The organism is Mucilaginibacter pocheonensis (assembly GCF_031456535.1).
Classification (GTDB): domain Bacteria; phylum Bacteroidota; class Bacteroidia; order Sphingobacteriales; family Sphingobacteriaceae; genus Mucilaginibacter; species Mucilaginibacter pocheonensis.
On sequence record NZ_JAVDUU010000001.1, the window covers coordinates 166,857 to 192,836 of the forward strand.

Here is a 25,980-nt window from a genome sequence, read left to right on the forward strand (position 1 = left end):
TACTTTATGATCTATAAACTATCAACCATGATCTATGAATTTGCTCTTTTTGCAATCACTTCTTCGCATAACCCGAATGAAAGTGTCATACCGTTGCCGCCAATGCCGTTTATAACAGTTACGCCTGGTTCAGTTTGTACTATCAGCTCGGTTGCCCCGCTGGTCATTTTGGGATATATGCCATGCCATGATTGCAATAGTTCCCAGTTTTTAAAGGTGGCAAAAGTATGTAAGTACTCAGTTATCAAATTATTAATAAATGCTTTGTCAAAAGGGTCATGTACCAGCCCGTATTCGTGCGAATCGCCGATGGTAAGTTCGCCATCGCCGTTTTGCGAAACCATTACGTGAATACCCCATTTTAAATGCGTAGCATACTGCTCCTCATATCGCTTGCGCAATGCGGATAATGAAGCTGCTGATTGGAAGCCGGGATAATGGATCATAGATAACCCGCCGCATAGTGACGGGCCAATGCGCCAGCCATCAGGCTGGGTAGCCAGGCGCATCATCTGCAATTTACATTTGGTGATCTGTGTTTGGGCGAACAGTTCGGGGTACAGCGTTTCAAAATCGGCGCCGCTGCAAACAAATATCTCGTCGGCCTGCCAGCTTTGATTGCCAGATATCACCTTAGGATGCTCAATACGGCTGATGGCAGTATTCCAGTGAAATTCAACACCGTATTTATCAGCCAGATATTTGGATACCTGCCCAACAGCCTCGCGCGATTCAATGATCATGTCCTCGCCGCTCCATAAAGCGCCTTTTAAACCATCCGGATTTACGGCTGGTGATTTGGCCAGTGTTTGAGCGGGGTTAAGCAGAGCGCAATCCCTGAAGGTGTGATTTGCTTCTACATACTCCTGTATCACCTGCAGCTCATCATCATGATAAGCGAGGTGCAGTGAGCCAACTTCGTTATGCCAGATACCCGCTTCGGTGCAAATGGTTTTCCAGATGCTGCGCGATAGCATAGCACGGTCAAATAATAGTCCGGTGGCCTGTCCTATGGGCCATATCATTCCAAAATTACGGATGGATGCCCCAACCGCACGTTGGTTACGTTCAAACACTGTTACCTTGTAGCCACGCATGGCCAAAGCCCGGGCTGTGGCCAAACCCACAATACCAGCGCCTATTATTATGGCAGAGTTTTTTGATTTATCTTGAGTCATTGATTTAATTTAGTTTTGTCATTAGGTCGGTGGTCATTTTTTTGACTTTTAACTTAAGGAAAGTACCCCGTCTTCTTGTTCAGTAGTGTTTTTTTTATCTTTTTGCGCACTTTGCAGAAAGTACAGGAGCGATAGCACACCGCAAATACCGCCAACAATTGCAACGGCCATAACACCTTCCTTAAAAAAATTACCCCAGCTGATATTGGGCCTGCCCAGTTCTTTTATCAAGAGAATGCTTATGCTGCCCAGGTAACCCATAGAATCGGCCACGTACATGATAAAACCCACATTACTGCGATAGTTAAAGGTAGCTATCATGCGTTCAAAAAAAATGGCATTGTAGGGCACATAACCCAGGTAAAGACCAAGACCGGCCATGGTCATCCAGCTAACGGGGCTAATCAGTTTTAGGGTGTACAGCGTGGTTGAAACACCAACCAGCACACAACCGCAAATAATTAACAGGTGAATGATACTGAAAGCTTTTAAATTCTTTTTAACGAGGATAAGCAGGCTCATGGCCACCAGTACAATAATGGATATAACGGAATCAATATTGGTATAAATGCTGTTGCTTTTTACGCCAAGGTCTGCCCAAATCTCTACCTCGAAATTATCGCGTACATCGCGCATAATAGTAAGCAGCACATAAATAATGATGGTTAGGATAATACCCGGTAAAAACCTCATCAGGAACTGCTTGCGCCCGGCGGCATTCATTGGGCTACGCTTAGTTCGTAATTGCTGGTCCTGAGTTGTAGGGGCGGGCATTAGTTCCATAAAAAATACAAACAGGAGCAGGGGCAGTATAAATATGGCGCCTGTTAAAAAAGGCATGTGATATTCATTTACATGAAAAACGCTCAGTAAAGTACGCCCAATGGTTTTTACAAATCCCGATGCGAATATTAAACTGATGGACAATACGGCCGCCATGAACTCGGTGGAACGGCGCCCTTCCAGGTAGCCAAAAACCAATCCCCATATCAACCCCAGCGGAAAGCCGTTTATAAATAGAAAAATGATATTGAAGGGTGCAGGTATAACAGCAAAAGCCAGTAGTGCCAGCCAGGCTATGCCTATGAGCGTTAAGATATAACGTGCCCTGTTTTTACTGTTAACTTCGGCTATAAAACGAATGCCGTAAAACTTGCTTAAAGTGTAACCGAGCACCTGGGCTATTACCAGCCAAACTTTATAATCAACATGCAGGTATTGCTGACCGGTAAAGGTGCCCGCCGCAAAAGCCTTGCGAAAAGCATACATTGATGTATACAACCCGAATGCCGCTACAGCCGCCATGACCGATAGCACGGCATATGGCCATTTGGCTACCTTTGCCCGCAGTTGGTACATCAGTTTCATGCTGTTACTGGTTAATGATTTCGATAACCTGTGCTATATCATCAATAATATGGGTAGGGTTGTATTTTTCCAGTTCGGCGCGGGTAAATATGCCGGTAGTTACACCTATTACGTATTTGCAGCCGGAATTTTGCCCCTCACGAACGTCAACCTCGGTATCGCCAACTTTGGCAACCTGCAGTGGATCTGTAATACCGCCTTCGAGCATCATTTTTTGGATCATGTAAGGGTGCGGGCGACCAAGCTTTACCTCGTCAGAACCAACTACGTGATCTATCAGGCCTTTTTCGGCCCATTGCAGGCGGTTGATAATGGTATCGGCAATATCACGCGAAAAACCTGTATTGATACCCACCTGTACGCCATTGGCACGAAGCGCGGCAAATGTTTCTTCTACATTTGGCAATGGCTCAATACCGGGCTCATGTTTGTAAAAGTTGATCATCTGAAACACAAACTCTTTATGGATATTACTTACCAGCTCCGTAGTTATTTTCTCACTATCGGTTTCGTGCAATTGCAGCATCTGCTTTATCGCCAGGTTTTTTTCATAACCCATCAGTGGGTCTATCCTGTCGAGTTCAACATGGTAATTGTACTTTTTTAAAGCAGCCTGGAAAGCTTTACTTACTTCGTGATCGTCTTTAACCGTAGTACCGGCTATATCAAATACTACTAATTTAATGGCCATAAATAAATGTATAATGTTTAGCAATACTAAACTTTATTTATTAATACCAAACTAAATTTGTGTTAAAGTTAGGTTAAGAGCCTAAGATCATTGTTTGAGTAACTATGAAACTGCAACCAAGCGGCTTGGGAGAGGGGCTCCTATATGGCATAAACAGCTTATTTCTTTTCTTCAAAAAAATAAATGACCAGCATGCTTGCGGTAGTTTTGCCCAGGTTTTTTGGGGTATGAGGAGTGCGGCCGTCAAACAGCATAGAGTCGCCCTGATTCAGAATTATTTTGTCGTCATTAAATTGGTATTCAACCTCGCCTTGTAAAATATACTTGTATTCAAACGCGTCGGTTTTTACAAGCGGACGTACAGCATCGGGTTCCAGTTCTAAGATCACTATATCAATGGTTGATTGTGTTATAGATTGGGTAAATATGCGCTGGTAATGAAAACCGGTAGCATGTTCCTTTTCAAAATGTTCATATTCACTTTTGCGTTTTACTAAAACTGGTAGATGGTCGCTTTTTGAACGGATATCCTTAAAAAACTCATTCAGGTCAATCTCTAAAGCTTTAATAATATCAATTAATACCATAAGCGAAGGTATGGTGCGGCTATTTTCAATTTGCGATATTAATCCTTTGCTTACATTGGCCCTGATGGCCAATTCCTGTACGGTGATGTTTTTTTCTCTTCGGCGTTCTTTTATCCGGTTACTGATCTGTATCAGTATGTCTTCTTCCATTATTTAGCGGTTCAATTATTGGCGCAATGTAAAAATTCAAAATTCAAAATTCAAAATTACATAAGTTCCCCCGGCTCGGTTTTTAATAAAAACGGTTACTTAAAGCATTTTAACTACACCGCCAATGAGCGGATTTTGCAATATAACAGGCTATTTAACTGGTTAATAATGAAAGTAATGGCTTTGTTTGCCGATATAAAATAGTATTATTAGGAATAATAGGTTATTTCACAAACATTTAATATATCCATAATCTGCATACCCTTTATTTGTAAATAAAAATTTAATTATGTCTTTTTCCTTATATAATCCGGAAGTTGTGGTTAGAGAAGTGTTTTCACTTTATGAAAAATTTGGTGATGAAGATTATATTGGAGAGCCCGTTTCACAGCTGGAACATATGTCTCAGGCGGCTGCATTAGCCCAGGCCGAAGGTTATGACGATGAAGTAATACTCGCAGCGTTTTTTCATGATATAGGGCATTTGTGCGCAGATGCCGGCGAAGCGGAAAGCATGGATGGCATGGGGAATGTTGACCATGAAAAATTAGGGGCCGATTATTTACTTGAACGCGGTTTTTCAGAAAGAGTGGCCAACCTTGTTCAGGGCCATGTAATTGCTAAAAGATACCTTACCTACAAACATCCTGAATATTATAATTGCCTGTCAGACGCCAGTAAAGCCACACTTGAGTTTCAGGGCGGTGTGATGAATGCCGAAGAAGCTGCTGATTTTGAGCTCGACCCGGATGCAGAGCTAATTGTGAGGTTACGCTACTGGGATGATATGGCTAAGGAAATGAATGTACCTGTTAACAATATTGAGTATTTAAAATCCATTGCGCTAACTCATCTACAACTGGTAAACAGTTAATTTCCATATTAAATTCATGTAAGGTTTGTGTAATTTCCTTATTACATAAACCACCCTGTTTAACACGGAGTGAACACAAGATTAAGCATAGCTTAATACTAAATTAGTTTACCAATAATAAACAAAGTTTAGTATTGCTGAATGAAAAAGTCTAAAATTTCACCCTCAAATTTAAGCAGATGAACAAGTTTTACCTGAAACTCAAAATCCTTATCACGGTTTTATTATTTTGTATTGCTCCATCTATTTTATTGGCGCAAAGCAAAATAAGCGGTAAAGTAACCGACGAGAACCACTTACCATTACCCGGCGTAAGTGTAAAAATTAAAGAACAAACTAAAGGTACAATTACTGATGTGGACGGTCGCTACAGTATTAGTGTCAATCCCGGTCAAACACTCATTTTTACATTCATAGGCTTTGCGCCTCAATCTGTAGTAGTAGGCAATAACCCTATTATAAACATCAGCTTGAACGGCGACAGCAAAGCGCTTAACGAGGTAGTGGTGACCGCGCTGGGTGTAAAGAAAGAAACCCGCCGCATAGGTTACGCACTGCAGGCTGTTAACGGTGCCGATGTAACTACAGCGCGCGATCCCAACCCTATTACCGGCTTAACCGGTAAAGTGGCAGGTTTATCTGTAGGCCCTTCTGCCGAACTATTAGGCAACCCTTCGGTATTAATAAGGGGCAATTCAGTAACCTTGTATGTAGTTGATGGTTTTCCAATCAATACAGACACTTACAACATCAGCCCTGATGATATTGAAACCTATACTGTACTAAAAGGCCCCGCTGCTGCCGCACTTTACGGTAGCCGTGCACAAAACGGTGCTATCCTGATCACCACCAAAAAAGGCGACAAAAACAAAAAAGGCTTAACTGTTGACATCAACAGCAGTACGGTTATGAACACCGGCTTCCTGGCATTCCCGCGTACGCAAAGCAAATTTGGCGCAGGGGAAAATACCTTTTATACTTTTGTTGATGGTAAAGGTGGTGCACCAGGTGGTGTGGATTCGGATTATGACGTTTGGGGACCATATTTTGCCGGACAGCTGATCCCGCAGTATGACAGCCCGGTAATTAATGGTGTACGCCAGGCAACCCCTTATACCGCACGTGGTAAGGATAACCTAAAAAACTTTTTGAAAACCGGTTATCAAACCAATAACAACATTTCATTGGGAGCCGTTGGCGATACTTATGTAACCCGCTTTTCGGTTTCGCAGCAGCACCAAACCAGCTATATCCCATCTCAATACCTGGATATAGCCAATGCTAACTTTTACGCTTCATTTACCCCAACCTCACGCTGGAAGTTTGAAGCAAACGTTGATTTCAACAGGCAATCAACTGATAACTTCCCCGACGTTCAATACGGTCCTAACAGTATCATTTACAATATTGCCGTTTGGACCGGGGCCGACTGGGACATTAACGCCCCCGATATTAAAGCCATTTGGCAGCCAGGTAAAGAAGGCGTACAATCGCAGTTTGCCGAATATACCCGCTACCATAACCCATATTTGCTTACGCAAAAATGGACAAGGGGCCATTATAAAAATGATGTTTACGGATATTTGTCAGGTAACTTTAAGATCAATGATAACCTGAACGCAACCCTGCGCTCACAAATCAATACCTATAATATATTACGCAGCGAGGATCTGCCATTTTCGGCACACCCTTATGGTCGTGAGGGAAACCAGGGCGATTACCGCGAAGATCGCCGTAACCTGTTTGACAACAATACAGAGTTGATGTTGAACTATAACTACACTGTAAAAAAGTTCCTGAACTTATCGGGTGTTGTTGGTTCAAACCTGCGTAGCTTTAACTACAACTCCAGCTGGACATCAACCGATTATTTGAACGTACCTGAAGTTTATGCTTTTAGTAACTCTAAAAATCCTATACAGGCTACAAACTTTACATCGCAGGAGCGTGTATTAAGCGGTTATTACTCACTTGATGCCACATTTGGTAAATATGCTACCTTATCAAGCACAGGTCGTGTTGATAAATCGTCGGCATTTCAAAATGTAACCACTTACTATTATCCAAGCTTATCAGCGGCAACTGTAATTTCCGACTATGTTAAATTGCCGGAGGTTATATCATTCTTAAAAGCAAGGGCTTCATATTCAACAGTAAAAGCCGATGCTTCAAGTGCAACAATAGGGCCTGCTCCTTTTAATGCCATTTCGGTATACGGTGGTTCAACAACAACCAGTAACCCCAATTCAAACCCGTTGTTCCTCAATCCGCTTGGTTACGGAAGCACTTATAACTCGCCTTATAACGGGCCAAGTTATCAGCTTAATCCATTTTTCTTAACCAGTAAGCCTTACAACAGTCAACCCGCTGCATCAGCGTCCGACTTTTTGTATCAGAACAACATCAAAACCTCAACCCGTGTTAACTACGAAGAAGGCTTCGATATTAAATTCTTGCAGAACCGTTTAGGTCTTTCTGCTACTGCCTTCCAATATATCGACGGTCCGCAGATATTGGCTAATACCATATCAACAGCCACAGGTTATACTACCTTATACCTGAATGCTTTAAAAACCAAGAAAACTGGTTATGAAGGTTCATTAGAAGGTACCCCGATTAAAAATTTAGGCGGTTTTACCTGGAATATCCTGGTAAACGTATCAACCTTTAAAGATGTGTACGAAGAGCTGCCTCCGGGACAGGAAACTTATCAGACTTTCTTTAAAAAGGGCGACCGTACCGACAAATTGTATGGTACAGCGTTTGCCAGGACTCCGCAAGGCCAAATCATTAATGACGACGCAGGCAAGCCTTTAGCATTACCGGTTCCGCAATACCTGGGTAACGAAAACGCCAAATACCAATGGAGCGTTGCCAACAAAGTGCGCTATAATAACTTTAGCCTCGGTTTCCAGTTTGACGGTTCTGTAGGCGGTGTTATCATTGATTACATGCACAACAAAACCATGCGTGGTGGTGCAAATATTGAAACAGCCACCGGAGCTTTGGGCGACGCCCGTTATAAAGACTGGCAAAACTTTGGCAAAGCAGGTTACAACGGTAGTTATATAGGCGAAGGTGTAACTGTATCAAACGGAGCATCTATCAACTATGATCCTGTAACCGGTAAAATATCAAACTATACTGCGCTGCAATATTCACCTAATAAGCAAACCGCTTTGGTACAAGATTATGTAAGTAAGTATTATAATGTTGATGAGTCAAACCTGATGAGCAAAACCTTCTCCAAACTGCGCGAGGTTACTCTTGGTTATGATTTCCCTAAAGCATGGATGGATAAATCATTCATCAAAAAGGCATCGGTATCGGTATATGGCCGTAACCTGTTATACTTCTATAAAGACAAACGCTTTAAGGATGTGGATTTAGATCAATACAATTATGCTACCTCAAGCACTGTTTTGCAATCGCCAACAGTACGTAGCTATGGTGTAAACTTAAATGTATCATTCTAATTAAAAATTGAATAATTATGAAAAAGATATTTATTAATTACGTACTGCCGGTATTTATGGTATTGGCGGTAACTGGTTGTAAAAAGAGCTTTGAGGACCTTACCAAAAACACCAATGTTCCAAGCACTGTTCCTGCATCGCTGTTATTTAATGGTATATTAAATAAAATGGCCGACCTGCCTCAATCAGAAAACGAAATTTATTGCCAGTATTATCTGTATAATTATGATTATTATGGTAATAACCGCTATGATGCCCTGGCCAGCGGAGGCGATAATTATTACGGCACGTTAAAAAACGTATTGGTGATGGAAAAACAAGCTGCGGCTTCGGGTGGCGCAGCGGTTAATCCTTATTCGGCAATGGGTAAATTTTTCAGGGCTTACTTCTTCAGTAAAATGAGTTTGGAAGAAGGGGATATCCCGATGACCGACGCTTTAAAAGGATTAGATAACCTTACGCCTGCTTATGATACTCAAAAAGCGGTTATGACCCAATGCTTAGCCTGGCTTGAAAGTGCCAATACCGATCTTACCCAGTTAATAAAAGATCCGGCATCGGGCGGTACCGGCGTAGGCGCAACCCTGGCTAATGATATTTATTTGGGCAGTGATCTGGCTAAATGGCAAAAGGTGGTTAATGCCTTCCACATCAGGTTATTACTTGCCTTAAGTAAAAAAACAGCCGATATTGACGTAAAGGCGCAATTTGCAGCTATTGTTGGCAACCCGGCTAAATATCCTTTAATGGCAAGCAATGATGACAACCTGCAATATAAATTTGTTACCCCAAGCAACTATTATCCTCAAAACCCCGATAACTTTGGGCAAAACGGTTCAAGGCAAAACATGTCGGCAACATATGTAGGTTTGCTTACCCAGCTTAAGGATCCGCGCGTGTTTGTTACTGCCGAGCCTTCACGTTATAGCGTTGATACCTTAAAGAAAAGCCCTACCAGCTTTGACGCCTATATTGGCGCCGATGCCGGGCTTGATCTTGGAGTAATGTACAATAACGCTACCTTACAGCGTTACTCGTTCTTAAACCGCAAACATTTTTATTCAACCTACACAGGCGAGCCAAGCATACAAATAGGTTATCCTGAGTTGATGTTTAACATTGCTGAAGGTATAAACCGCGGATGGGCCACCGGTTCGGCCGAACCTTATTATGTTAAAGGTATACAGGCGTCATTCCAATATTATGGTATTCCTACAGTAAGTGCCCCAACTATATTTTCAGCTTATTTTTATCGCCCGGGTGCAACAAAAGGTCCGGCCGATCAGTCGAGCTATGATACTTTCCCTATCACAGTTAACTGGGATACCTACTATTCACAAGCGGCTGTAAAATATGCAGATGGCGCTACCGGCCTTACCCAAATATTACAGCAAAAATACCTGGCCCTGTTCCGTCATTCAGGTTTGGAATCGTATTTTACTTATCGCCGTACCAAAGTGCCAACTTTCACAACTGGTCCGGGTACAGGTAACAGCGGGCGTATAGCGCTCCGTTTTGAGTATCCAACATCAGAAAGAACAGTAAATGCTACCAATTATAATAAGGCCCTGACCAATCAATTTAGTGGCAAGGATGATATAAACGGTATCATGTGGATATTACAATAAACAAACTAAACTAAATTTTAGCAAGGCCTCCCGGTACATCGGGAGGCCTTTGTCTGATTAAATAAAAAAGCGATGAAGAAAGCAATTTTAATGCTCTTACTTGCCGGATGTTTTTCGGCATTATTTGCTCAGCAGCATAAAACCGAGAATGTAATTATTGTAACCATTGATGGTTTACGCTGGCAGGAAGTTTTCAGAGGTGCCGATTCCGCGTTGATCAACTCAAAAGAAACCAACGAAAAAGAAGAAGTACAAAAAAACTTCTGGACGCCAAATACTGATGAACGCCGCAAAATGCTGATGCCGTTTTTCTGGTCGACGCTGGTACAGCAGGGCCAGTTATATGGCAACCGGGATAAAGGCAGCAAAGACGAAGTAGCCAACCCGTATCATTTCTCTTATCCGGGTTATAATGAAATTATGACGGGGTTTGCCGATCCGGGTATGAACACCAATGATGCAATTTACAACCCCAATATGAACGTGCTTGAATTTTTGAACAAGCAAAAAGGTTTTGAAAATAAGGTAGCGGCATTTGCATCGTGGGAACGTTTTACACAAATACTGAGTCCAAAACGGGCCGGTATTTTGGTTAATGCCGGCTTTATGCCGTTGAATGTTGCGGGTATGAATGATCGCCTTAAGCACCTTAACGAATTACAGCAGGAAGCCCCGCGTTATATCAGCGACTCTACCCGTATCGACTTTCTGACTTTTGAATTTGCCAAAAACTATATGAAGCAGTATAAACCTCGTGCTTTATATCTTTCGTTCGACGAGCCGGACGATATGGCACATGCAGGTAATTATAAATTCTATCTTGATCGTATACACCAGGAAGATGGTTTTATAAAGCAGATCTGGGATTACATTCAAACAGATCAGGCATATAAAAACAAAACTACACTGATAGTTACCTGCGACCACGGCAGGGGCGATGTGCCGATAACTAAGTGGCGCGATCATGGTAAAGAAACGTCTCATTCAGAACAAACCTGGTTTGCCGTTTTAGGTCCCGATACACCTGCTTCGGGTGAAATGAAATCAACTGCGATCACTTATCACAAACAACTTGCCCAAACCATAGCTCAGTTGCTTGGTTTTGATTTTAAAGCAGCAGCCGGCCATGAAGTTGGCGACGCCATTGGCAGTGTTATTGGCAAATAATATTAACAGTAAACAAAATAAATGCGTTTAGTAATAGTAACTGCAATATTCCTTTTATTATCAGGCACCGATAGCTGGCAGCCCAACCCGGCACCGGCATCAAAACATAAATTTATAGTGGCCGCTCACCGTGGCGATCACGTAATATATCCCGAAAATACGCTGGCAGCTTACCAGGAAGCCATTAAAAATGAAGCCGATTATGTGGAGATTGATTTACGCACTACTAAAGATGGCCAACTGATCAGCATGCATGATGCCAATGTTAACCGCATGACCAATGGCAGCGGACTGGTTAAAGACCTTACTTTTAATAAGCTTGAACAGTTGAAAGTTAAAAACAAGGATACTACATCAGTGGAAATTCATCGCATCCCTACATTTAAGCAAATATTAAAACTCTGTAAAAACAAGATCAACATATATCTTGATTTTAAAGCGGCCGACCCCGCAGCAGCTTACCAAATGATCAAGGAGTATAAAATGGAAAAACAAGTGCTGGTTTATATTAACGGTGCCGGTCAGTTTACCGGCTGGCGCAAAGCCGCACCTCAAATGCCCCTGATGCTGAGTTTGCCTGATAGTGTTAAATCTGTAGCTGGCATGGAGCAATTTATTGATAAGTACCAGGTTGATATTTTGGATGGCAGTTACAAACAATATAATGCGGAGATGGTGAAATTTGCAGAAAGTAAACACATTCCCATTTGGCCGGATATTCAAAGCGCAGGCGAAGGTCCTGCTGATTGGGATAAAGCCTTGGCTATAGGCTTAACCGGTTTGCAAACCGATCATCCGGCGGCATTGGTAAAGTATTTAAAAGAGAAAGGGTTGAGGTAGTATCAACTCAATGACGAATGATATCTTTTACCCTCATATCATTCCTGTTACTTTATTGTAATTAACGCTAATTTAACAACCTTGTACTACATTTACTTAAAATTGAATACATGACTACCCGCAGAGAATTTATAGGCACTGGCTTGGCCGGTGTGGCCGCTTTAACTTTGTTGCCTGCTGTTAACACTTTTGCAAACGTTACTAATGATTACAAAAGGAATAATAAAAATAAGCTAAAACTAAGGTTTGCCCTGGCGTCTGATATACATTATGGTCAGCCGGAAACAGATTATGCCTTGCATACCGGCAATATGGTTAAATGGATAAATGCAGATCATGCTAAAAATCACCTGGATATGGTGATCATCAATGGCGATCTCGTACATAACCGCCCCGATCTGCTGCCGGAAATTAAAACCAATTATCTCGATAAACTAAGCGTGCCGTATCATACCATACCGGGCAACCATGATTTTGCCGACGCTGCTGTTTGGCAAAAGAACTTTGGTTATGAAGATAAATATACCGTGGAGTTTGGTGACATAGCCTTTGTACTGGCCAATACCGCCGATACCAAAGGCACGTATGTTTGTCCCGATAATGCTTTTATCAAGGCTTCGCTTGATAAGTTTGCTGATAAAAAAATTGTTTTTGTGATACTGCACATAGCTCCGTTTAAGTGGCAAAAGGACGATTTTTTTGTTGATTGCCCCGAAACTATCAGCTTATTACACAGCTATCCTAATGTAAAAGCGACCTTTCATGGCCATGATCATTTGCTTGATGGGGTACGTTATACCGGTAAATTCCCGCATTTTTTCGACTCGCATATTGGCGGTAACTGGGGTACTGATTACAAAGGATACCGTATAGTGGAGGTTGATGAGCAAAACGCCATTTATACATACCAGGTTAACGCCAGCCAAAACCCGGTGCTTAATTCCAATAAATTATAAGATCTTATTTTTCTGAGGGGAACTTTAATCCTATCTCGGCGCGGGCCCTGTCAATCAGGTTAATCATTTGTTTTGACATTTGGTGGCTGATGACAGGGCTTTCGGTTTTTCCGGCTTTGATCAGGTTGCAAAAGTGTGCTATTTCATAGTTAAGGCCACCCGCGGCAAAAGGTTCATTCAGTTCAATAACCCGGCCGTCGACGTAATCAATGGTAGCGCGGGCCGGGTTCCACCAGTTTTTATGGATGGTGATATGCCCTAATGTACCTGCTATAAGTGCATCGCCCTTGCCATGCAGATCAAAGCCTGCATATAATTGTGAATAGCCACCCGTATGCAGCGTTTGAAATACCGTAAACATATCAATTCCGGTACTGCCAAACCGGGTCATGGCTTGTACATCCAGCAGGTCGCCAAGCCAGTCTATCGCCAAAAAAGCTTCATATATCCCTATTTGCATTAATCCGCCGCCGGCCAGCTCATAGCTGAAATTAGGATGATCGGCCGAAACATCGGCTACGGATGATCCCGCACGCACATAACCCACCGGGCCAATAGGATCATGAGCAAGATGTTCTTTTAAACGGATGTATAAAGGATAAAATGCCGGTTTCATGCCCTCCATAAAAAGCAGCCCGCAAGTGTTAGCTACGGTGAGTACCTCCTCCAGTTCAGCGAGATTTATGGTTGCCGGCTTTTCGCAAAGTACATGTTTGCCCGCTTTTAGCGCGGCTATGCTATATGCCGCGTGACTATCAGGCAGGGTGGCAATGTATACCGCGTCAATATCGCTGGCCAGCAATTGGTCAATACTGGTGCAGGCATTGCCGCCATATTGTTCAACAAAGGCATTAACAGTTGAGGGCCTTCGTGACCATGACGATACCAACCTGGTACCGGCCACTTCGTGAAGGCCCTGCATAAACCTGTGGGCAATACGCCCGCAACCTATAATACCCCATTTGATCATGATCTTAAATTCTGAGTTTTAAGTCTTAAGGCAAAAGTCTAAAATTAAAAAGTCTTAAGTCAAAAAATATAATATTAATTGACCTAAGACTTAAAACTCATACTTATAACCCGAACCTATTGGTATTGTATATAAATAGGGTATGGTTTGTATCGTGATAAAACTTCCTCAGGTGTTAACATGTGGAAAGGTTTTTTCTTAATATCGTTTTTGTAAAACAGTTTAAAGCCAGTGAACTGAACCGGCTCCTGGTTTATAAAGTAGCGGTAAGTACCGGTTTTTAAATCTGGTTCGCCCCATCCGTCCATATCCATTACTATTTGTACCTCCTTACGTAGTTTAATGTTCTTATAGTTGGTTACCATTTTCTTGGTAAAACGGTGTACTATCAAAATTTTTGGAGGCAGGTTATTTTTTTTAACTATACCGGCTAAATAACCCGATACATAGTTAACATCAGCTGCATCATAAGTTCCAATTTTTCGGCCAGGCTTGCTGCCATCTTTCATTGAAAATTCAGGGTCCATACCAAAATGCACTTGTGGCATAGCCAGGTATTTTTCAAGCAAAGGCAATTCGGCCTGTATGTTGCTTAATGCTACCTGTACATCTAAAAACACAATGGCATGCGCCTTTTTTGCCAGCACTAACACACTGTCAATTTGTTTAAACGGCATTCTGTAGCGGTATTTGCCATCTTTTCCGCCATCACCTTGTGCCACAACGGCAATATAATGCAGGGCTGGTTGCACAGGTGTTTTCGGGTCGGCTTTTTCCCAGTGTTTTACTTCGCCTTTTAATTTGGCCAGCATTTCTTTAGGAGGCAGTTCGCCCAAAATCCCCATCTTTTTAGAGTACAGGTTACCATAAAAAGCTACCACACGTTTAAATGGCAAAATTGCACCGTTTAAAGGGTAGGGCGTGTTCTTAACCGGCCATCTGCCGGTAGTATCACCATGCGCGTTAAATACTAATAGGGAATCATAAAGCTTTTTATCCAAAGGCGGATAGCTTGATTTAACTTCGCTAAGCGTATCTTCCGTTTCGCCTTTGGCAGAATCAGCTGTAGCTGATTGTTTACTGCCCGGCTTGCTTGTACCATTGCTTTGGTTACAATTAGTAAGCAGGGTGATTGATAATAAAAGGACTGAGGCAGAAAGGAAAAAATGTTTCATTATAATGGTGAGATAGTTTGTGTGTTTTTATTTTGCCGCGCTTAACAAAACGCTGTAAATTATTAATTATTTCTGTTGATATCCGGGGCCGTGCAAAATAACACCTTTTCTGGTACCAATGTGTTTAAAATTATCAACAGTTATGTTTCCATTTACCAAAACATATTTAAAACCAGTTGAATAGGCGTGGGGATGCTCAAAAGTTGATTGGTCCTTAACCGTGCCGGCATCAAAGATAACAATATCTGCAAACATGCCGGGCTGCAGCAAACCCCGGTTGGCGATGCGGAATTTTTGAGCCGGTAAGGAAGTCATTTTCCGAACGGCATCCTCCAGCCTGATGATATTCTTTTCGCGTACATAATAAGCAAGTACGCGTGCATTGCTCCCATAGCCCCGTGGGTGGGGTACTCCCGCGCCAAATAACCTGATTCCGGAGTCAGATGCTACCATAGTGAGCGGGTATTGCAGTATACGCTTCACATCGGCTTCGTTTAAACCATGAAATACCATAGAGGCACTGCCTGTTTTGGTGATATCCAAAATGGTTTCAATTTCATCAGGTATGGTTGGCGGGCGACCTTTGGCAATATTGATCTGCATGATGTTTTTGCCGTTGATAGAAGGATCTCCATCACAATGTGCAACTACGGCATAATCAAAATGTTCTCGTGTACGACTTTTCATGTCAGCTATCATTTCAGTAACCACTTTTTGATGTATCATCGGATCGTTCAGCCGCTTTAATACTGAATCATGGCCGCCGTCCTGAAGCCAGTCGGGCAGCAATACATTCAGAGTGGTACTGCTGGCTGTGTAAGGGTACTGATCAACCGTTACATCCAAACCTTCCCCGCGGGCTTTTTCAACCATGGCTATCATGTCGGCCGAGCAGTTCCAGTTGGGTAAACCGACTTTAAAATGCGATATCTCTACAGGCATACCGGCTTGCCTGCCAATATCAATAGCTTCGGCAATGGCATCAAAAATTTTATCTGTTTCATTACGCATGTGCGAAGCATATACGCCATGATATTTCGCAGCAGATTTAGCCAAAGCAACAACTTCGGGCGTTTTGGAGTACAGTCCGGGCGTATAAATTAAGCCGGTAGAGAAACCCACGGCACCATCGCGCATGGCCTGTTCAACAATGGCCTGCATTTTTTGTAACTGGGCATCGTTTGGCGTTTTGGCGGCTTTGCCCAAAACAGCTTCGCGCACACTGTTATGCCCTATCAGCGTAGCCACGTTTACCGATAGTTTAATACTATCCAGGAATTTAAAATATTGTTCAATATTGGTATTTGAAGTGCCGCAATTACCGGTGATCACTGTGGTTACACCATCGTAAATAAAATTATCGGCAGTGGGCGTTTTCTTTTCGTCGCCTTCAATATGGGTATGTACGTCAATAAAACCCGGGGCAATTATTAAACCGGTAGCATCAATAATTTTATCGGCTTTGTTTTTGGAAAGATCACCAATGCTAACGATCTTATTTTTATTAATACCCACATCGCCATAAAACCAGGGATTGCCTGTGCCGTCAATTACTTTTCCGTTTTTTAAAATGATGTCAAAATGTTGCTGTGCGCTGCAGGAGGCAGCTATAAATACCAATAAAAATATTGCATACAGCTTTTTTTTGATCATACCTGAATCATGAGCGCGTTTTAAAGAATTTGCCAAAAACACCAAGCGGCAGTTTTGAACCGGCTGTAGCCTGCAGGTAAAGTTCGCCTATCTCCAGGTTTTGTACTTTCGGAAATGCGCTTTTAATCAGGTTTTCAATAATTACCGATGAAAAGCCAAGCGAGTAAGTGTTCAGGATCAGGAAATGCTCATCAGGGTCAAGCAACTGTATCACATCAGCCATCATTTCGTTAATGTTATCTTCTAGTTTCCATTTTTCGCCATTTGGGCCGTTGCCATATGCCGGCGGATCAAGGATAATACCGTTATATTTTTTGCCGCGTTTCAGTTCGCGCTTTACAAACTTCAGGGCGTCCTCAACCACCCACCTGATATTGCTAAGGCCCGAAATTTCCTGGTTTTCATTGGCCCAGGTAACCACTTGCTTTATGGAGTCAACGTGTGTGGTATCGGCACCTGCTGCCTGCGCAATTAATGATGCGCCGCCGGTATAAGCAAACAAATTAAGTACTTTGGGTTGTGGGGTTTTAAACTTTTTGATGTTTTGGGTAATGTAATCCCAGTTAACGGCTTGTTCAGGAAAAATACCGAGATGTTTAAACGAAGTTAAACCCAGCCTGAATTTAATGGCCGCATCTTTATTTTTATATTCAATATGCCAGCGGTCTGGTGTTTTTTGATCTTTTTTTATCCAGTCGCCGGCAGTAGCCGAGCGCCCTTTAAATTTAATATGGTGTAAGCGCTGCCACTCAGATGGGGGTAAATTTTTACTCCAAACCGCCTGTGGCTCGGGCCTTATCAGTACAATGTTCCCAAAGCGTTCCAGCTTTTCAAAATCGCCGCAGTCAATCAGCTCGTAATCTTTCCAGTGCGTTGGAGTTAATAGTTGGATCATTTTTTTTGGGTTCGGATGCGTGTTGCCGGTGTCCGGATTTTTTGCGTGCAAATATAATAAAATACTAAAGCTAATTTAACACGCTACACGAACCGCGCTCCCGCCACAGATCAAAGTTTAGCTTTTGCGGCCTGCATGAACTTGCTGGCAAATACAAAGTCGTTCAGCTCCTGGTTATCAGTGTGGGCAATTTCTTTATTGCTGCCTTCCCACCATTTTTTGCCCTGGTGCAGGAAAATGATATGCTCGCCTATACCCATAACCGAATTCATATCGTGGGTAACAATAACGGTGGTAATTTGATATTCTTCGGTAAGCTCATTGATCAGTTCATCTATCAGGATGGATGTTTTTGGGTCAAGGCCGGAGTTGGGTTCGTCTACAAATAAATATTTTGGCTGCATGGATATAGCGCGGGCTATGCCAACGCGTTTTTTCATGCCCCCCGAGAGCTCCGAAGGGTATAGCTTATTTTTACCGGTGAGGTTAACCCTTTCCAGGCAAAAATTGGCACGCTCCAGCTTTTCGGCCTTTGATTGGTTGGTAAACAAATTAAGCGGAAACATAATGTTTTCTTCAACCGTCATGGAATCAAACAGGGCCGAGTTTTGAAAAAGCATCCCGATCCTGGTGCGGATGGGCACTCTTTGTTCAAAGTCCATATCAGTAAAATTCTCACCGTCAAAAAGCACATCGCCGCTGGTAGGAGCGTGCAAACCAACAATGCACTTCAGCAGGGTTGTTTTGCCCGATCCTGAACCCCCAATGATCAGGTTATTTTTACCTGGTTTAAAAGTTGCGCTTATACCCTTAAGTACCTCGTTTTGGCCAAATGTTTTGTAGATATCCTTAATTTCGATCATAGTAGAAGGCGTGAAATAATCAGATCCACAAATAATATCATGATACAGCTCCAAACAACTCCACGCGTTGCCGACTGACCAACTTCCAGGGAGCCGCCATCAGTGTAAAAGCCCTGGTATGAACAGATTGATGTGATAATGAATCCAAAAAATATTGATTTAACAGCACAAACCGTAACAATAAGCGGGTTAAAGCCATCAGTTAAACCGGTTACATAATCGGCTGTTGAAACGTCGTTTGAGGCGGCGCAGGCTATGTAACCACCGCTCAGGCCTAAAATTACCGATACTATTACCAATAAAGGTATCATGCTTACACCAGCAATAATTTTAGGTGATATTAAGTAGCCCGGGGCGTTTACACCCATGATCTCCAAAGCGTCTATCTGCTCAGTCACGCGCATGGTGCCAATTTGCGATGCCATGCTTGAGCCCACCCGGCCTGCAAGTACCAGCGCCGAAATGGTTGGGCTAAACTCCAGTATAGTTGAATCGCGGGTGATACCGCCAACAATTGTTTTAGGTATAAAATCACTAACTAATTGAAATGCGGTTTGTATAGTGGCCACTGCGCCAATGAATACCGAAATAATGGCTATGATACCCAATGAGCCTATGCCAACCGATACCATTTCGCGCATAACCTCGCTCCAATAAACACTAAACTTTTCAGGTTTTCTGAAACTTAAACGCAGCAACAGTATATATTTTCCTAAACTTTGGAACATTTGTTTTTATTAAAATCGGTTAAAAATACGTTTTTTACCAATAAGCTTTACCGTTATACCTATTGAATTAATTTTAATATGCAATTTTATAAGCTATCAACTATTGCTTACGTAAATTGGCGCCATAAAGCTTCAACCAGGTCAAAAAAAACCGACGGGTGTTTCCGGGGTTGTTTCAAAAATAAAATAATCATTAAAAATACATTATCATCATTATGAAGAACGCTCTTATTACAGGTTCAACAAAAGGCATGGGCCGTGCTATTTCTATTTCCTTTGCTAATGAAGGAATAAACGTTGCAATTTGTTCGCGAAATGAGAAAGAATTATTAAAATTTAAAGAAGAGCTGCAAGGCTTAAACCCCGATATTAAGGTTTTTGCCCAGGTAGCTGATGGCAGTAAAAAAGCGGAACTGCTGAAATTTGCTGCCGATGCCGAGCAGGAGTTGGGGTTCATGGATATAGTAGTAAATAGCCTGGGGATGTTTGTGCCGGCAAGCATACTGGATGAGAGCGATGACGTTTTTGAAAAACAGGTAAATACCAACCTGATGCCAACTTATGAGTTATATCGCTACTTTGGTAAAACCATGATGGCCGCGCGCAAAGGCCACTTCTTTAATATATGTTCTGTTGCCTCTTTAAACCCTATTGCTCAGGCGGGTACGTATAGTGTAACAAAGTATGCCCTGTTAGGTCTAACCAAAGTAATGCGGCTTGAAATGCAGGATCATGGTGTAAAAGTAACCGCAATAATTCCGGGATCAACGCTAACAGATTCATGGAAGGACGCTGTTGTTGATAAAGATACCATGGTGTTGCCAGAAGACATCGCATCAGCGATCACCAATATATATAAAATGAGCGCTGGCGCCAATGTTGACGAAATAATCATTAAACCTGCATCGGGCCAGATATAATAAATCAATTTACAAAAGCATTCGTTCTTGTTTACGCAACTGGCAACTAATTTATTTGCCTGATAACACTACACGGCCGGCTTTTATTAGTACATAGCAAACACATCGCTAAAAGTGCATTCGTTCGTCGGCATTTTCAGGCAGTTTACCGAAAGTTTGATTACTTTCACCTAAAAGTATTACACTAAAACCAAGGTTGTTAGCACATTTGAACCATAAATCACCACATTAACAAATTATGGAAAAGAAACTTTATCGCGATGAACACCGAAAGGTAATAGGCGGTGTTTGCGCGGGTTTGGCCGATTACTTTGATATAGATATAGCTATTGTACGCGCCCTGTTTTTACTCACCTTTATATTTATGGGCACGGGCTTAATGGTTTACATTGTTTTATGGATAGTGTTGCCAAAAAAAGGTTATGGCTTTTTTAATCCGGATGTAGATTACAGGGTGCCGCCGCAGGAGCCTTATGCTTCATCTGGTAAAATGCCGCCGCAGCCTGGCAATCCGTTCGTCGGCCAGTCCAAAAAGGGAGCATCAACCGCAGGCCTTATTATAGGCGTTATATTGATATTCATAGGAGCCTCTTTTCTGCTTCACGAGTTAAACATGTTCAGGTTTTGGCACATGGGCCGGTTGTGGCCGGTTATTTTGGTGATAGCAGGTTTTGCCATGATGGCATCAGGCAACAAAACAAAGCCCTGGGAAAAGAAAGAATGGCCAAACACCGAAGATGCTAATAAAGAAGAGAGTAAGGATGATACCCTGAATAAGGATGACAGCTTTACCGGTGAAAAGGAAGACGATAACCTGAAAAACAATCCGCCAACTGTTTAACATGATGGAGCTTTTGGGGGCGCAACGATCATAATGACGTTGTTATAACCCGTAGCAGTTTCACAACAAAAAAATACTGAAATGAGAAATGATAAATTAGTTCCGGGCGCGATCCTGGTATGTATAGGAGCCATATTTCTGCTGAATAATTTTGGCTATATTGATTTTCACTGGATGAATGTCATTCACCTTTGGCCTATATTTTTAATTATGGGTGGTGTTAACCTGGTTTTTGCCAATAACAGAACCGCCTGGGCCACTATTTTAAAGTTAAGTGTGGTAATACTGGGTTTTGGGCTGCTTCTTTTCGGGCATTTTGAACGCTATAGTTTTTGGCCCGGCCGCTATAACTTTCATTATAACGATGATAATAATAATGACAACAACGACAGTGATGACGACGATGACAGCGACAGTTCCGGAACAGACCATGGCGTGGTTAAAATAGAAGGAAGCAGCGTTTTTAATAAAGAATATACGCCTGATGCTAAGCTGGCACGCCTTAATGTTAGCGGCGGAGGTACCACTTACACATTAAATGACACTACCAGCCAGCTTTTTAAGGCCGAAACCAAAGAATTTTACGGTAAATACGAGTTTAACTCCAGTAAGGAAGACTCGGTTTATGTTTTAGATCTGAAAATGAAGAACAATAAAGGCTGGCATTTTGATTCGGATGAAAACAAATCAAACATGGCAAACATTAAATTGAACCCAAATCCGGTTTGGGATATCAATGTGCAAACTGGCGCAACAAAACTTGATTTTGATCTTAGTAAATTCAAAATAAAAAACTTAACTTTAAAGGGTGGTGCAGCATCATTTGATGTAAAACTGGGTAACCCTTTGGCAAGCACAAATGTTGAAGTATCAACCGGGGTATCAGAAGTAAACATCAATGTACCAAAAGAAGCGGCTTGCAGCATCCGTACCAACTCCGGCCTGTCATCAAACGAGTTTGCCGGATTTGACAAAAAGGACGACAACCGTTACGAAACCCCGGGGTTTGACGCTGCAAAAACTAAAATATACATCCACATGAGTGGTGGTGTATCTGACTTTAAAGTGAACAGGTATTAATTTACCCCCAACCGATACCGGGACAGTATATATAATAAATTTTACAAGCCGCCATATGATGATTCATATGGCGGCTTTTTTATATTATTTATGGCTTTGCTGCAGACAGGTTCAGTTTTTTGTCATTAATTATCATAACTGGGCTTAAAAGTGTTAAAATCAAAACCATTATTGCAAAAAATAGGTTTAATTTACAGCATTAATTGATCTGCCCATGAAACCTAAATATATCGTATTGATTTCTGCGCTTTTTATAGCAGGTACAGCTAACGCCCAAAGTGTGCTAAAGGGTACCGTTTATGAGCTGGGCAAAAACACAAGGATGCCGAATGTTTTTATAAGAGACGATAATAACAAAAAGCAAATAACCATTACCGATGACAAAGGTAATTTCGAGATAAGCACCCAAACCGGCCATACCCTGATATTTGATTCACCAGGCTATGTATCTGATACCTTGTATATAACAAGCCTGGCTCCTAAGAGAATAGAAATGACCACTAAGCTGATAAGCTTACGCCAGGTTAATATTACATCAACCAGGCAATCATTTGATGCGCATAAAGAATATCCTGAGGTTTATACCAAAAGCAAGGTTTATCCATTATCACCATCTTCATGGTTCAGTAAAGACGCCCGCGATGCCCGGAGACTAAAAAAATACTTCAAGAGAGAGGAGGAGGAACGGCATGTGGACGAGGTGTTTAACGCCGCTTATGTACAAACTCTTGTACCGCTGCGAGGCCAGGAGCTTGAAAACTTCATGACCCTTTACCGCCCCACATATGCTTTTCTGAAAAACAACAACGGTGAATCGCTTACCGTGTATATTAATGATTCATACAAGAAATTTATGGCCCTGCCGGCTGATAAACGGTCATTGCCAAGTTTGCCCAATACGGGTAAAACTTTACAATAGATGGTAGATAGTTGTTTGAGAAGGACTTTTAGTCAACCAATACACTTTCATCGCCCGACAAGATCTTTTGGTAAAGCACTTGTATCTGGCTTTTCAGTATCCGGTCTTCAGATAATTCAGGTAGCTGGTCAATATCAAAATACTGCACATCAAGTACATCAAAGCCCTTGTTAAACGCAGATGATATGGCTTTACACCAAAAAATCATTTTATAAACGTAGAATGGCTGTGGAGGGTGTGGGTGCATTCTTTTATCGAAAACGGCCAGCAGCCTTTCGGGGACAACGTCAAGCCCGGTTTCTTCTTTAAATTCTTTAATGATCGTTTCTTTCGGGCTATATCCAATATCGCCCCATCCGCCGGGTAACGACCACTTGCCATCCGCGCTTTCGCGGGCCAGCAGTATCTTGTTATCGGCTGATAATACGATACCCCTGATATCAATTTTCGCAGTAGGGTAGTCTTTAGCCTGCGGGAACATTATGCTGATAGCTTCTTCACCAAAGCCTGTGATCTCATTAAGTATTTGGGTGCTAATGTGTTGTAGTTCGGTATAACGCTCTATATCGTACTCGTTTTTAGCATACAGCAAACCAATATCAGCTACAGACCTTAATTGAGCAATTAGGGTTAAAAGATTGTTGTTATTCATAGAAAGGAAAAAAGTGAACTGTCATCCCGTTGCAACAGGTTGCCCATAACAGCCTTGTTTATATTGAAATAGATAACTATCCCCTGCCCAATAGTTCGTCAAGTTTATTGCGTTCCGTTTGTAGTTCGCGGGCCAGTTTCTTTTCTTTTTCGTTGGCTTTTGATTTGTAAGCTTTATACTCCTCATCAAGTTCTTCGTACAATTTTGTCCTGTACCTGGCTTCGCGGCTATGTGCTCCGGAGCGGGCAATAACAACAGCGGCAATAATGCCAAATGCAATAACCAGTCCCCACATAAGTAAATTATATGACGATTTGGTAAGGGATATGCCCAAAAGACTAATTTCGTCGCGTTTTGCATTTGATTCAGAAAGGGTTTGGTCTTTTACGCTTACGTCAGTTTTAAGGGTATTAATATCCTGGGCTTGAGTAGCCAGCTTAGCCTGGGCCTCCCTAAGTTTACGGCGCTCGGTATTTAAAGTATCGCGCATGTTTTTCCACAGGGCCGATGCCAGTGGTTCCTGGTAATGATATAGCTTACTTAACAGGTATTTATACTGCCCGTTAAGCGATTTATCTTTAACTAAAGCGGAGTCTGCTCCTTTGGCTTTTGGCTGTGCATATTTATTAACTGATGGATTGACGGGTGTGGCGGCTTTTACAACAGCGGGTTTTACACCATTTGTTTTTTTTGCAGTATCCTGGGCAAAGCCCGGCATCATACTACTAAAATAAACGATTGTTAAAATGCAGACACGGAATAAAAAAGGCTTGTTCATCAAATGTAAAATTAGGTATCCAATCTGTTAACAAAATAGGATTTCAATGGTTTTTGTCCTGATATCCTATGGTTTGTGGATGCTAATGTAAAGGTTTCATACGTAATTTTGCTACTCATGGTTATATTAGCGGCATGAATATAGGTATTATTGGTTTGGGCGATATGGGGCGTTTATATGCCAAAGCTTTTGCAAAAGCAGGTTATACGGTTTGTGGATGCGATTTGCCGGAAAATCGCAACAAGCTGGAAGAAGAGCTTGCCCCTTATAAAATAACCGTAATGGACAGCGGGAAAGATGTGTCGCGCACCAATGACCTGATCATTTACTCAGTTGAGGCCGATAAAATGGAACAGGTGGTAGCCGAGTGCGGCCCTTTAACCAAATATAGAGCTATTGTAGCCGGGCAAACCTCAGTAAAACATCCCGAGATCACTACTTTTGAAAAATACCTGCCCGCTGATGTGCAGATCATCACCTTTCATGGTATGCACGGCCCTGGGTTTGAACCTGAAGGACAAACACTCATCCTGATACCTCATCGTTGCAATCCTGATGCTTACCAGCGCATGCATGACCTGTTTATGGCTATCGGAAGCAATATTGTGGAAATAGCCGACTATCATGAACATGATAAAATTGTGGCTGATACGCAGGCTGTAACCCATGTTGGTTTTGAAAGCATGGGCACGGCGTGGAAATCGGCCGGGTTTTTTCCCTGGGAAAACGCCTCTTATATAGGTGGTATTGATAATGTAAAGATACTGACCACTTTGCGTATATTTAGCTATAAGGCGCACGTATACGCGGGGTTGGCCATATTAAACCCTTATGCCAAACAGCAGGTTAAGCGCTATGCCGAATCAGAGTCAGAATTGTTTAAGCTGATGATCAGGGAGGAGGCCAAAACTTTCAGGGAAAGGCTGTACCGGGCCCGCGATTTTGTTTTTCATGAAAGTCGCAAACCTATTATGCTTAACGATTTGGTAATGAAGGAGTTTTCATTATCTCAAAAGCCCGAGCAACAAAAGCCCAACTCGCATTTAAGCATTTTGAGTATGGTTGATGCCTGGTATCACCTGGGCGTAAACCCATATGATAACCTTATTTGCCAAACTCCGCCCTTCCGTTTGCGGTTAGGTATTGCCGAATACCTGTTCAAGAATGAGGAGTTGCTGGAAGAGTCAATTGAAACCGCCTTGTATGATAAAACCATCCGGGGTGATGATCTGGAGTTTCATTCTGCTGTGCGGGAGTGGTCGTCAATAATAGGTTATGGCGATATGGAGGGCTACAAGAAGCATTTTAATGAGGTACAGGCCTTTTTTGATGGCCGGCTTGAAGAAGGTAAGAAACAGAGCGCCGAACTGATCAGAAGGCTCATGATGGAGTAACTTTATACCAGATGGCGGGATGGCTAAACGGCAAGCAATCCGTGTTCACGGTGTTCACGTTTTTTATGTATGAACATTGTGAACATCCATGAACACTGACAAATTATTGTCAGTGAGTACTAACGAGCTTTACTGATTGCATGGTACTTTGCGCTATGGCCGCGATAATGACTCCATAACTTATTCTTCAATTCCAG

Annotated in this window: 23 protein-coding genes; 11 read left to right on the top strand and 12 right to left on the bottom strand. The window is 42.2% G+C overall.

The features are described 5' to 3' along the window. Nucleotides 1-32: 32 nt before the first annotated feature. From J2W55_RS00610 to J2W55_RS00625, 4 genes are all read right to left on the bottom strand, one after another. A complete protein-coding gene (locus J2W55_RS00610) occupies nt 33-1,178 on the bottom strand; it encodes a TIGR03364 family FAD-dependent oxidoreductase (protein ID WP_310090759.1) in 1,146 nt (381 codons plus the stop codon). Between the two features lie 48 nt (nt 1,179-1,226). Continuing rightward, nucleotides 1,227-2,546, bottom strand: a complete 1,320-nt coding sequence (locus tag J2W55_RS00615; RefSeq protein WP_310090761.1) for a DUF5690 family protein — start codon at nt 2,544-2,546, stop codon at nt 1,227-1,229. Nucleotides 2,547-2,550: 4 nt separating this feature from the next. Further along, complete coding sequence (locus J2W55_RS00620) at nt 2,551-3,237, bottom strand: HAD hydrolase-like protein (protein WP_310090763.1); 687 nt, start codon at nt 3,235-3,237, stop codon at nt 2,551-2,553. A 158-nt stretch (nt 3,238-3,395) separates the two neighbouring features. Next, the gene (locus tag J2W55_RS00625; protein WP_310090765.1) at nt 3,396-3,974 is read right to left on the bottom strand and encodes a helix-turn-helix domain-containing protein; all 579 of its coding nucleotides are present in this window, start codon (nt 3,972-3,974) and stop codon (nt 3,396-3,398) included. Nucleotides 3,975-4,263: 289 nt separating this feature from the next. On the opposite strand from J2W55_RS00625, the gene J2W55_RS00630 reads away from it, so the two are divergent. The 6 genes from J2W55_RS00630 to J2W55_RS00655 all read left to right on the top strand — a co-directional run bounded on the left by J2W55_RS00630 (nt 4,264) and on the right by J2W55_RS00655 (nt 12,915). After that, nucleotides 4,264-4,848 (top strand): phosphonate degradation HD-domain oxygenase, encoded by a 585-nt coding sequence (locus tag J2W55_RS00630; protein ID WP_310090766.1) that lies wholly within the window; start codon nt 4,264-4,266, stop codon nt 4,846-4,848. 179 nt (nt 4,849-5,027) lie between these two features. Beyond that, nucleotides 5,028-8,324, top strand: coding sequence for a SusC/RagA family TonB-linked outer membrane protein (locus J2W55_RS00635; protein WP_310090767.1), 3,297 nt, complete (start codon nt 5,028-5,030; stop codon nt 8,322-8,324). 17 nt (nt 8,325-8,341) lie between these two features. Then, the gene (locus J2W55_RS00640) at nt 8,342-9,952 is read left to right on the top strand and encodes a SusD/RagB family nutrient-binding outer membrane lipoprotein (RefSeq protein WP_310090769.1); all 1,611 of its coding nucleotides are present in this window, start codon (nt 8,342-8,344) and stop codon (nt 9,950-9,952) included. A 72-nt stretch (nt 9,953-10,024) separates the two neighbouring features. After that, nucleotides 10,025-11,119 (top strand): alkaline phosphatase family protein, encoded by a 1,095-nt coding sequence (locus J2W55_RS00645; protein WP_310090771.1) that lies wholly within the window; start codon nt 10,025-10,027, stop codon nt 11,117-11,119. 21 nt (nt 11,120-11,140) lie between these two features. Then, nucleotides 11,141-11,959, top strand: a complete 819-nt coding sequence (locus J2W55_RS00650; RefSeq protein WP_310090773.1) for a glycerophosphodiester phosphodiesterase family protein — start codon at nt 11,141-11,143, stop codon at nt 11,957-11,959. Between the two features lie 110 nt (nt 11,960-12,069). Next, on the top strand, nt 12,070-12,915 hold the full coding sequence (locus J2W55_RS00655) for a metallophosphoesterase family protein (protein WP_310090775.1): 846 nt from the start codon (nt 12,070-12,072) through the stop codon (nt 12,913-12,915). A gap of 4 nt (nt 12,916-12,919) precedes the next feature. On the opposite strand, the gene J2W55_RS00660 is transcribed toward J2W55_RS00655, so the two are convergent. The 6 genes from J2W55_RS00660 to J2W55_RS00685 all read right to left on the bottom strand — a co-directional run bounded on the left by J2W55_RS00660 (nt 12,920) and on the right by J2W55_RS00685 (nt 19,199). Continuing rightward, on the bottom strand, nt 12,920-13,885 hold the full coding sequence (locus tag J2W55_RS00660) for a Gfo/Idh/MocA family protein (RefSeq protein ID WP_310090777.1): 966 nt from the start codon (nt 13,883-13,885) through the stop codon (nt 12,920-12,922). Nucleotides 13,886-14,001: 116 nt separating this feature from the next. Continuing rightward, the gene (locus tag J2W55_RS00665) at nt 14,002-15,060 is read right to left on the bottom strand and encodes a hypothetical protein (RefSeq protein WP_310090779.1); all 1,059 of its coding nucleotides are present in this window, start codon (nt 15,058-15,060) and stop codon (nt 14,002-14,004) included. Nucleotides 15,061-15,126: 66 nt separating this feature from the next. Continuing rightward, nucleotides 15,127-16,713, bottom strand: a complete 1,587-nt coding sequence (locus J2W55_RS00670) for an N-acyl-D-amino-acid deacylase family protein (protein ID WP_310090781.1) — start codon at nt 16,711-16,713, stop codon at nt 15,127-15,129. Nucleotides 16,714-16,720: 7 nt separating this feature from the next. After that, on the bottom strand, nt 16,721-17,608 hold the full coding sequence (locus J2W55_RS00675) for a class I SAM-dependent methyltransferase (RefSeq protein WP_310090782.1): 888 nt from the start codon (nt 17,606-17,608) through the stop codon (nt 16,721-16,723). 110 nt (nt 17,609-17,718) lie between these two features. Then, a complete protein-coding gene (locus J2W55_RS00680) occupies nt 17,719-18,471 on the bottom strand; it encodes an ABC transporter ATP-binding protein (RefSeq protein WP_310090784.1) in 753 nt (250 codons plus the stop codon). Next, nucleotides 18,468-19,199, bottom strand: coding sequence for an MlaE family ABC transporter permease (locus J2W55_RS00685; RefSeq protein WP_310090786.1), 732 nt, complete (start codon nt 19,197-19,199; stop codon nt 18,468-18,470). The genes J2W55_RS00680 and J2W55_RS00685 overlap by 4 nt, the downstream gene beginning before the upstream one ends. A 215-nt stretch (nt 19,200-19,414) precedes the next feature. Here J2W55_RS00685 and J2W55_RS00690 point away from each other — a divergent pair, with 215 nt between their 5' ends. From J2W55_RS00690 to J2W55_RS00705, 4 genes are all read left to right on the top strand, one after another. After that, the gene (locus tag J2W55_RS00690; RefSeq protein WP_310090788.1) at nt 19,415-20,119 is read left to right on the top strand and encodes an SDR family oxidoreductase; all 705 of its coding nucleotides are present in this window, start codon (nt 19,415-19,417) and stop codon (nt 20,117-20,119) included. A 238-nt stretch (nt 20,120-20,357) separates the two neighbouring features. Further along, complete coding sequence (locus J2W55_RS00695; RefSeq protein ID WP_310090790.1) at nt 20,358-20,960, top strand: PspC domain-containing protein; 603 nt, start codon at nt 20,358-20,360, stop codon at nt 20,958-20,960. A gap of 81 nt (nt 20,961-21,041) precedes the next feature. After that, nucleotides 21,042-22,040, top strand: coding sequence for a toast rack family protein (locus tag J2W55_RS00700; protein WP_310090792.1), 999 nt, complete (start codon nt 21,042-21,044; stop codon nt 22,038-22,040). A gap of 214 nt (nt 22,041-22,254) precedes the next feature. Then, on the top strand, nt 22,255-22,959 hold the full coding sequence (locus tag J2W55_RS00705; RefSeq protein ID WP_310090793.1) for a peptidase associated/transthyretin-like domain-containing protein: 705 nt from the start codon (nt 22,255-22,257) through the stop codon (nt 22,957-22,959). Between the two features lie 28 nt (nt 22,960-22,987). Here J2W55_RS00705 and J2W55_RS00710 read toward each other — a convergent pair whose 3' ends face one another. Both J2W55_RS00710 and J2W55_RS00715 read right to left on the bottom strand, forming a co-directional pair. Then, nucleotides 22,988-23,611: an NUDIX hydrolase gene (locus J2W55_RS00710; protein WP_310090795.1), complete on the bottom strand. Its 624-nt coding sequence runs from the start codon at nt 23,609-23,611 to the stop codon at nt 22,988-22,990. A gap of 76 nt (nt 23,612-23,687) precedes the next feature. Then, on the bottom strand, nt 23,688-24,332 hold the full coding sequence (locus J2W55_RS00715; protein ID WP_310090797.1) for a hypothetical protein: 645 nt from the start codon (nt 24,330-24,332) through the stop codon (nt 23,688-23,690). A gap of 191 nt (nt 24,333-24,523) precedes the next feature. Here J2W55_RS00715 and J2W55_RS00720 point away from each other — a divergent pair, with 191 nt between their 5' ends. Further along, nucleotides 24,524-25,783, top strand: coding sequence for an NAD(P)-binding domain-containing protein (locus tag J2W55_RS00720; protein WP_310090799.1), 1,260 nt, complete (start codon nt 24,524-24,526; stop codon nt 25,781-25,783). The last annotated feature ends 197 nt before the right edge of the window (nt 25,784-25,980 follow it).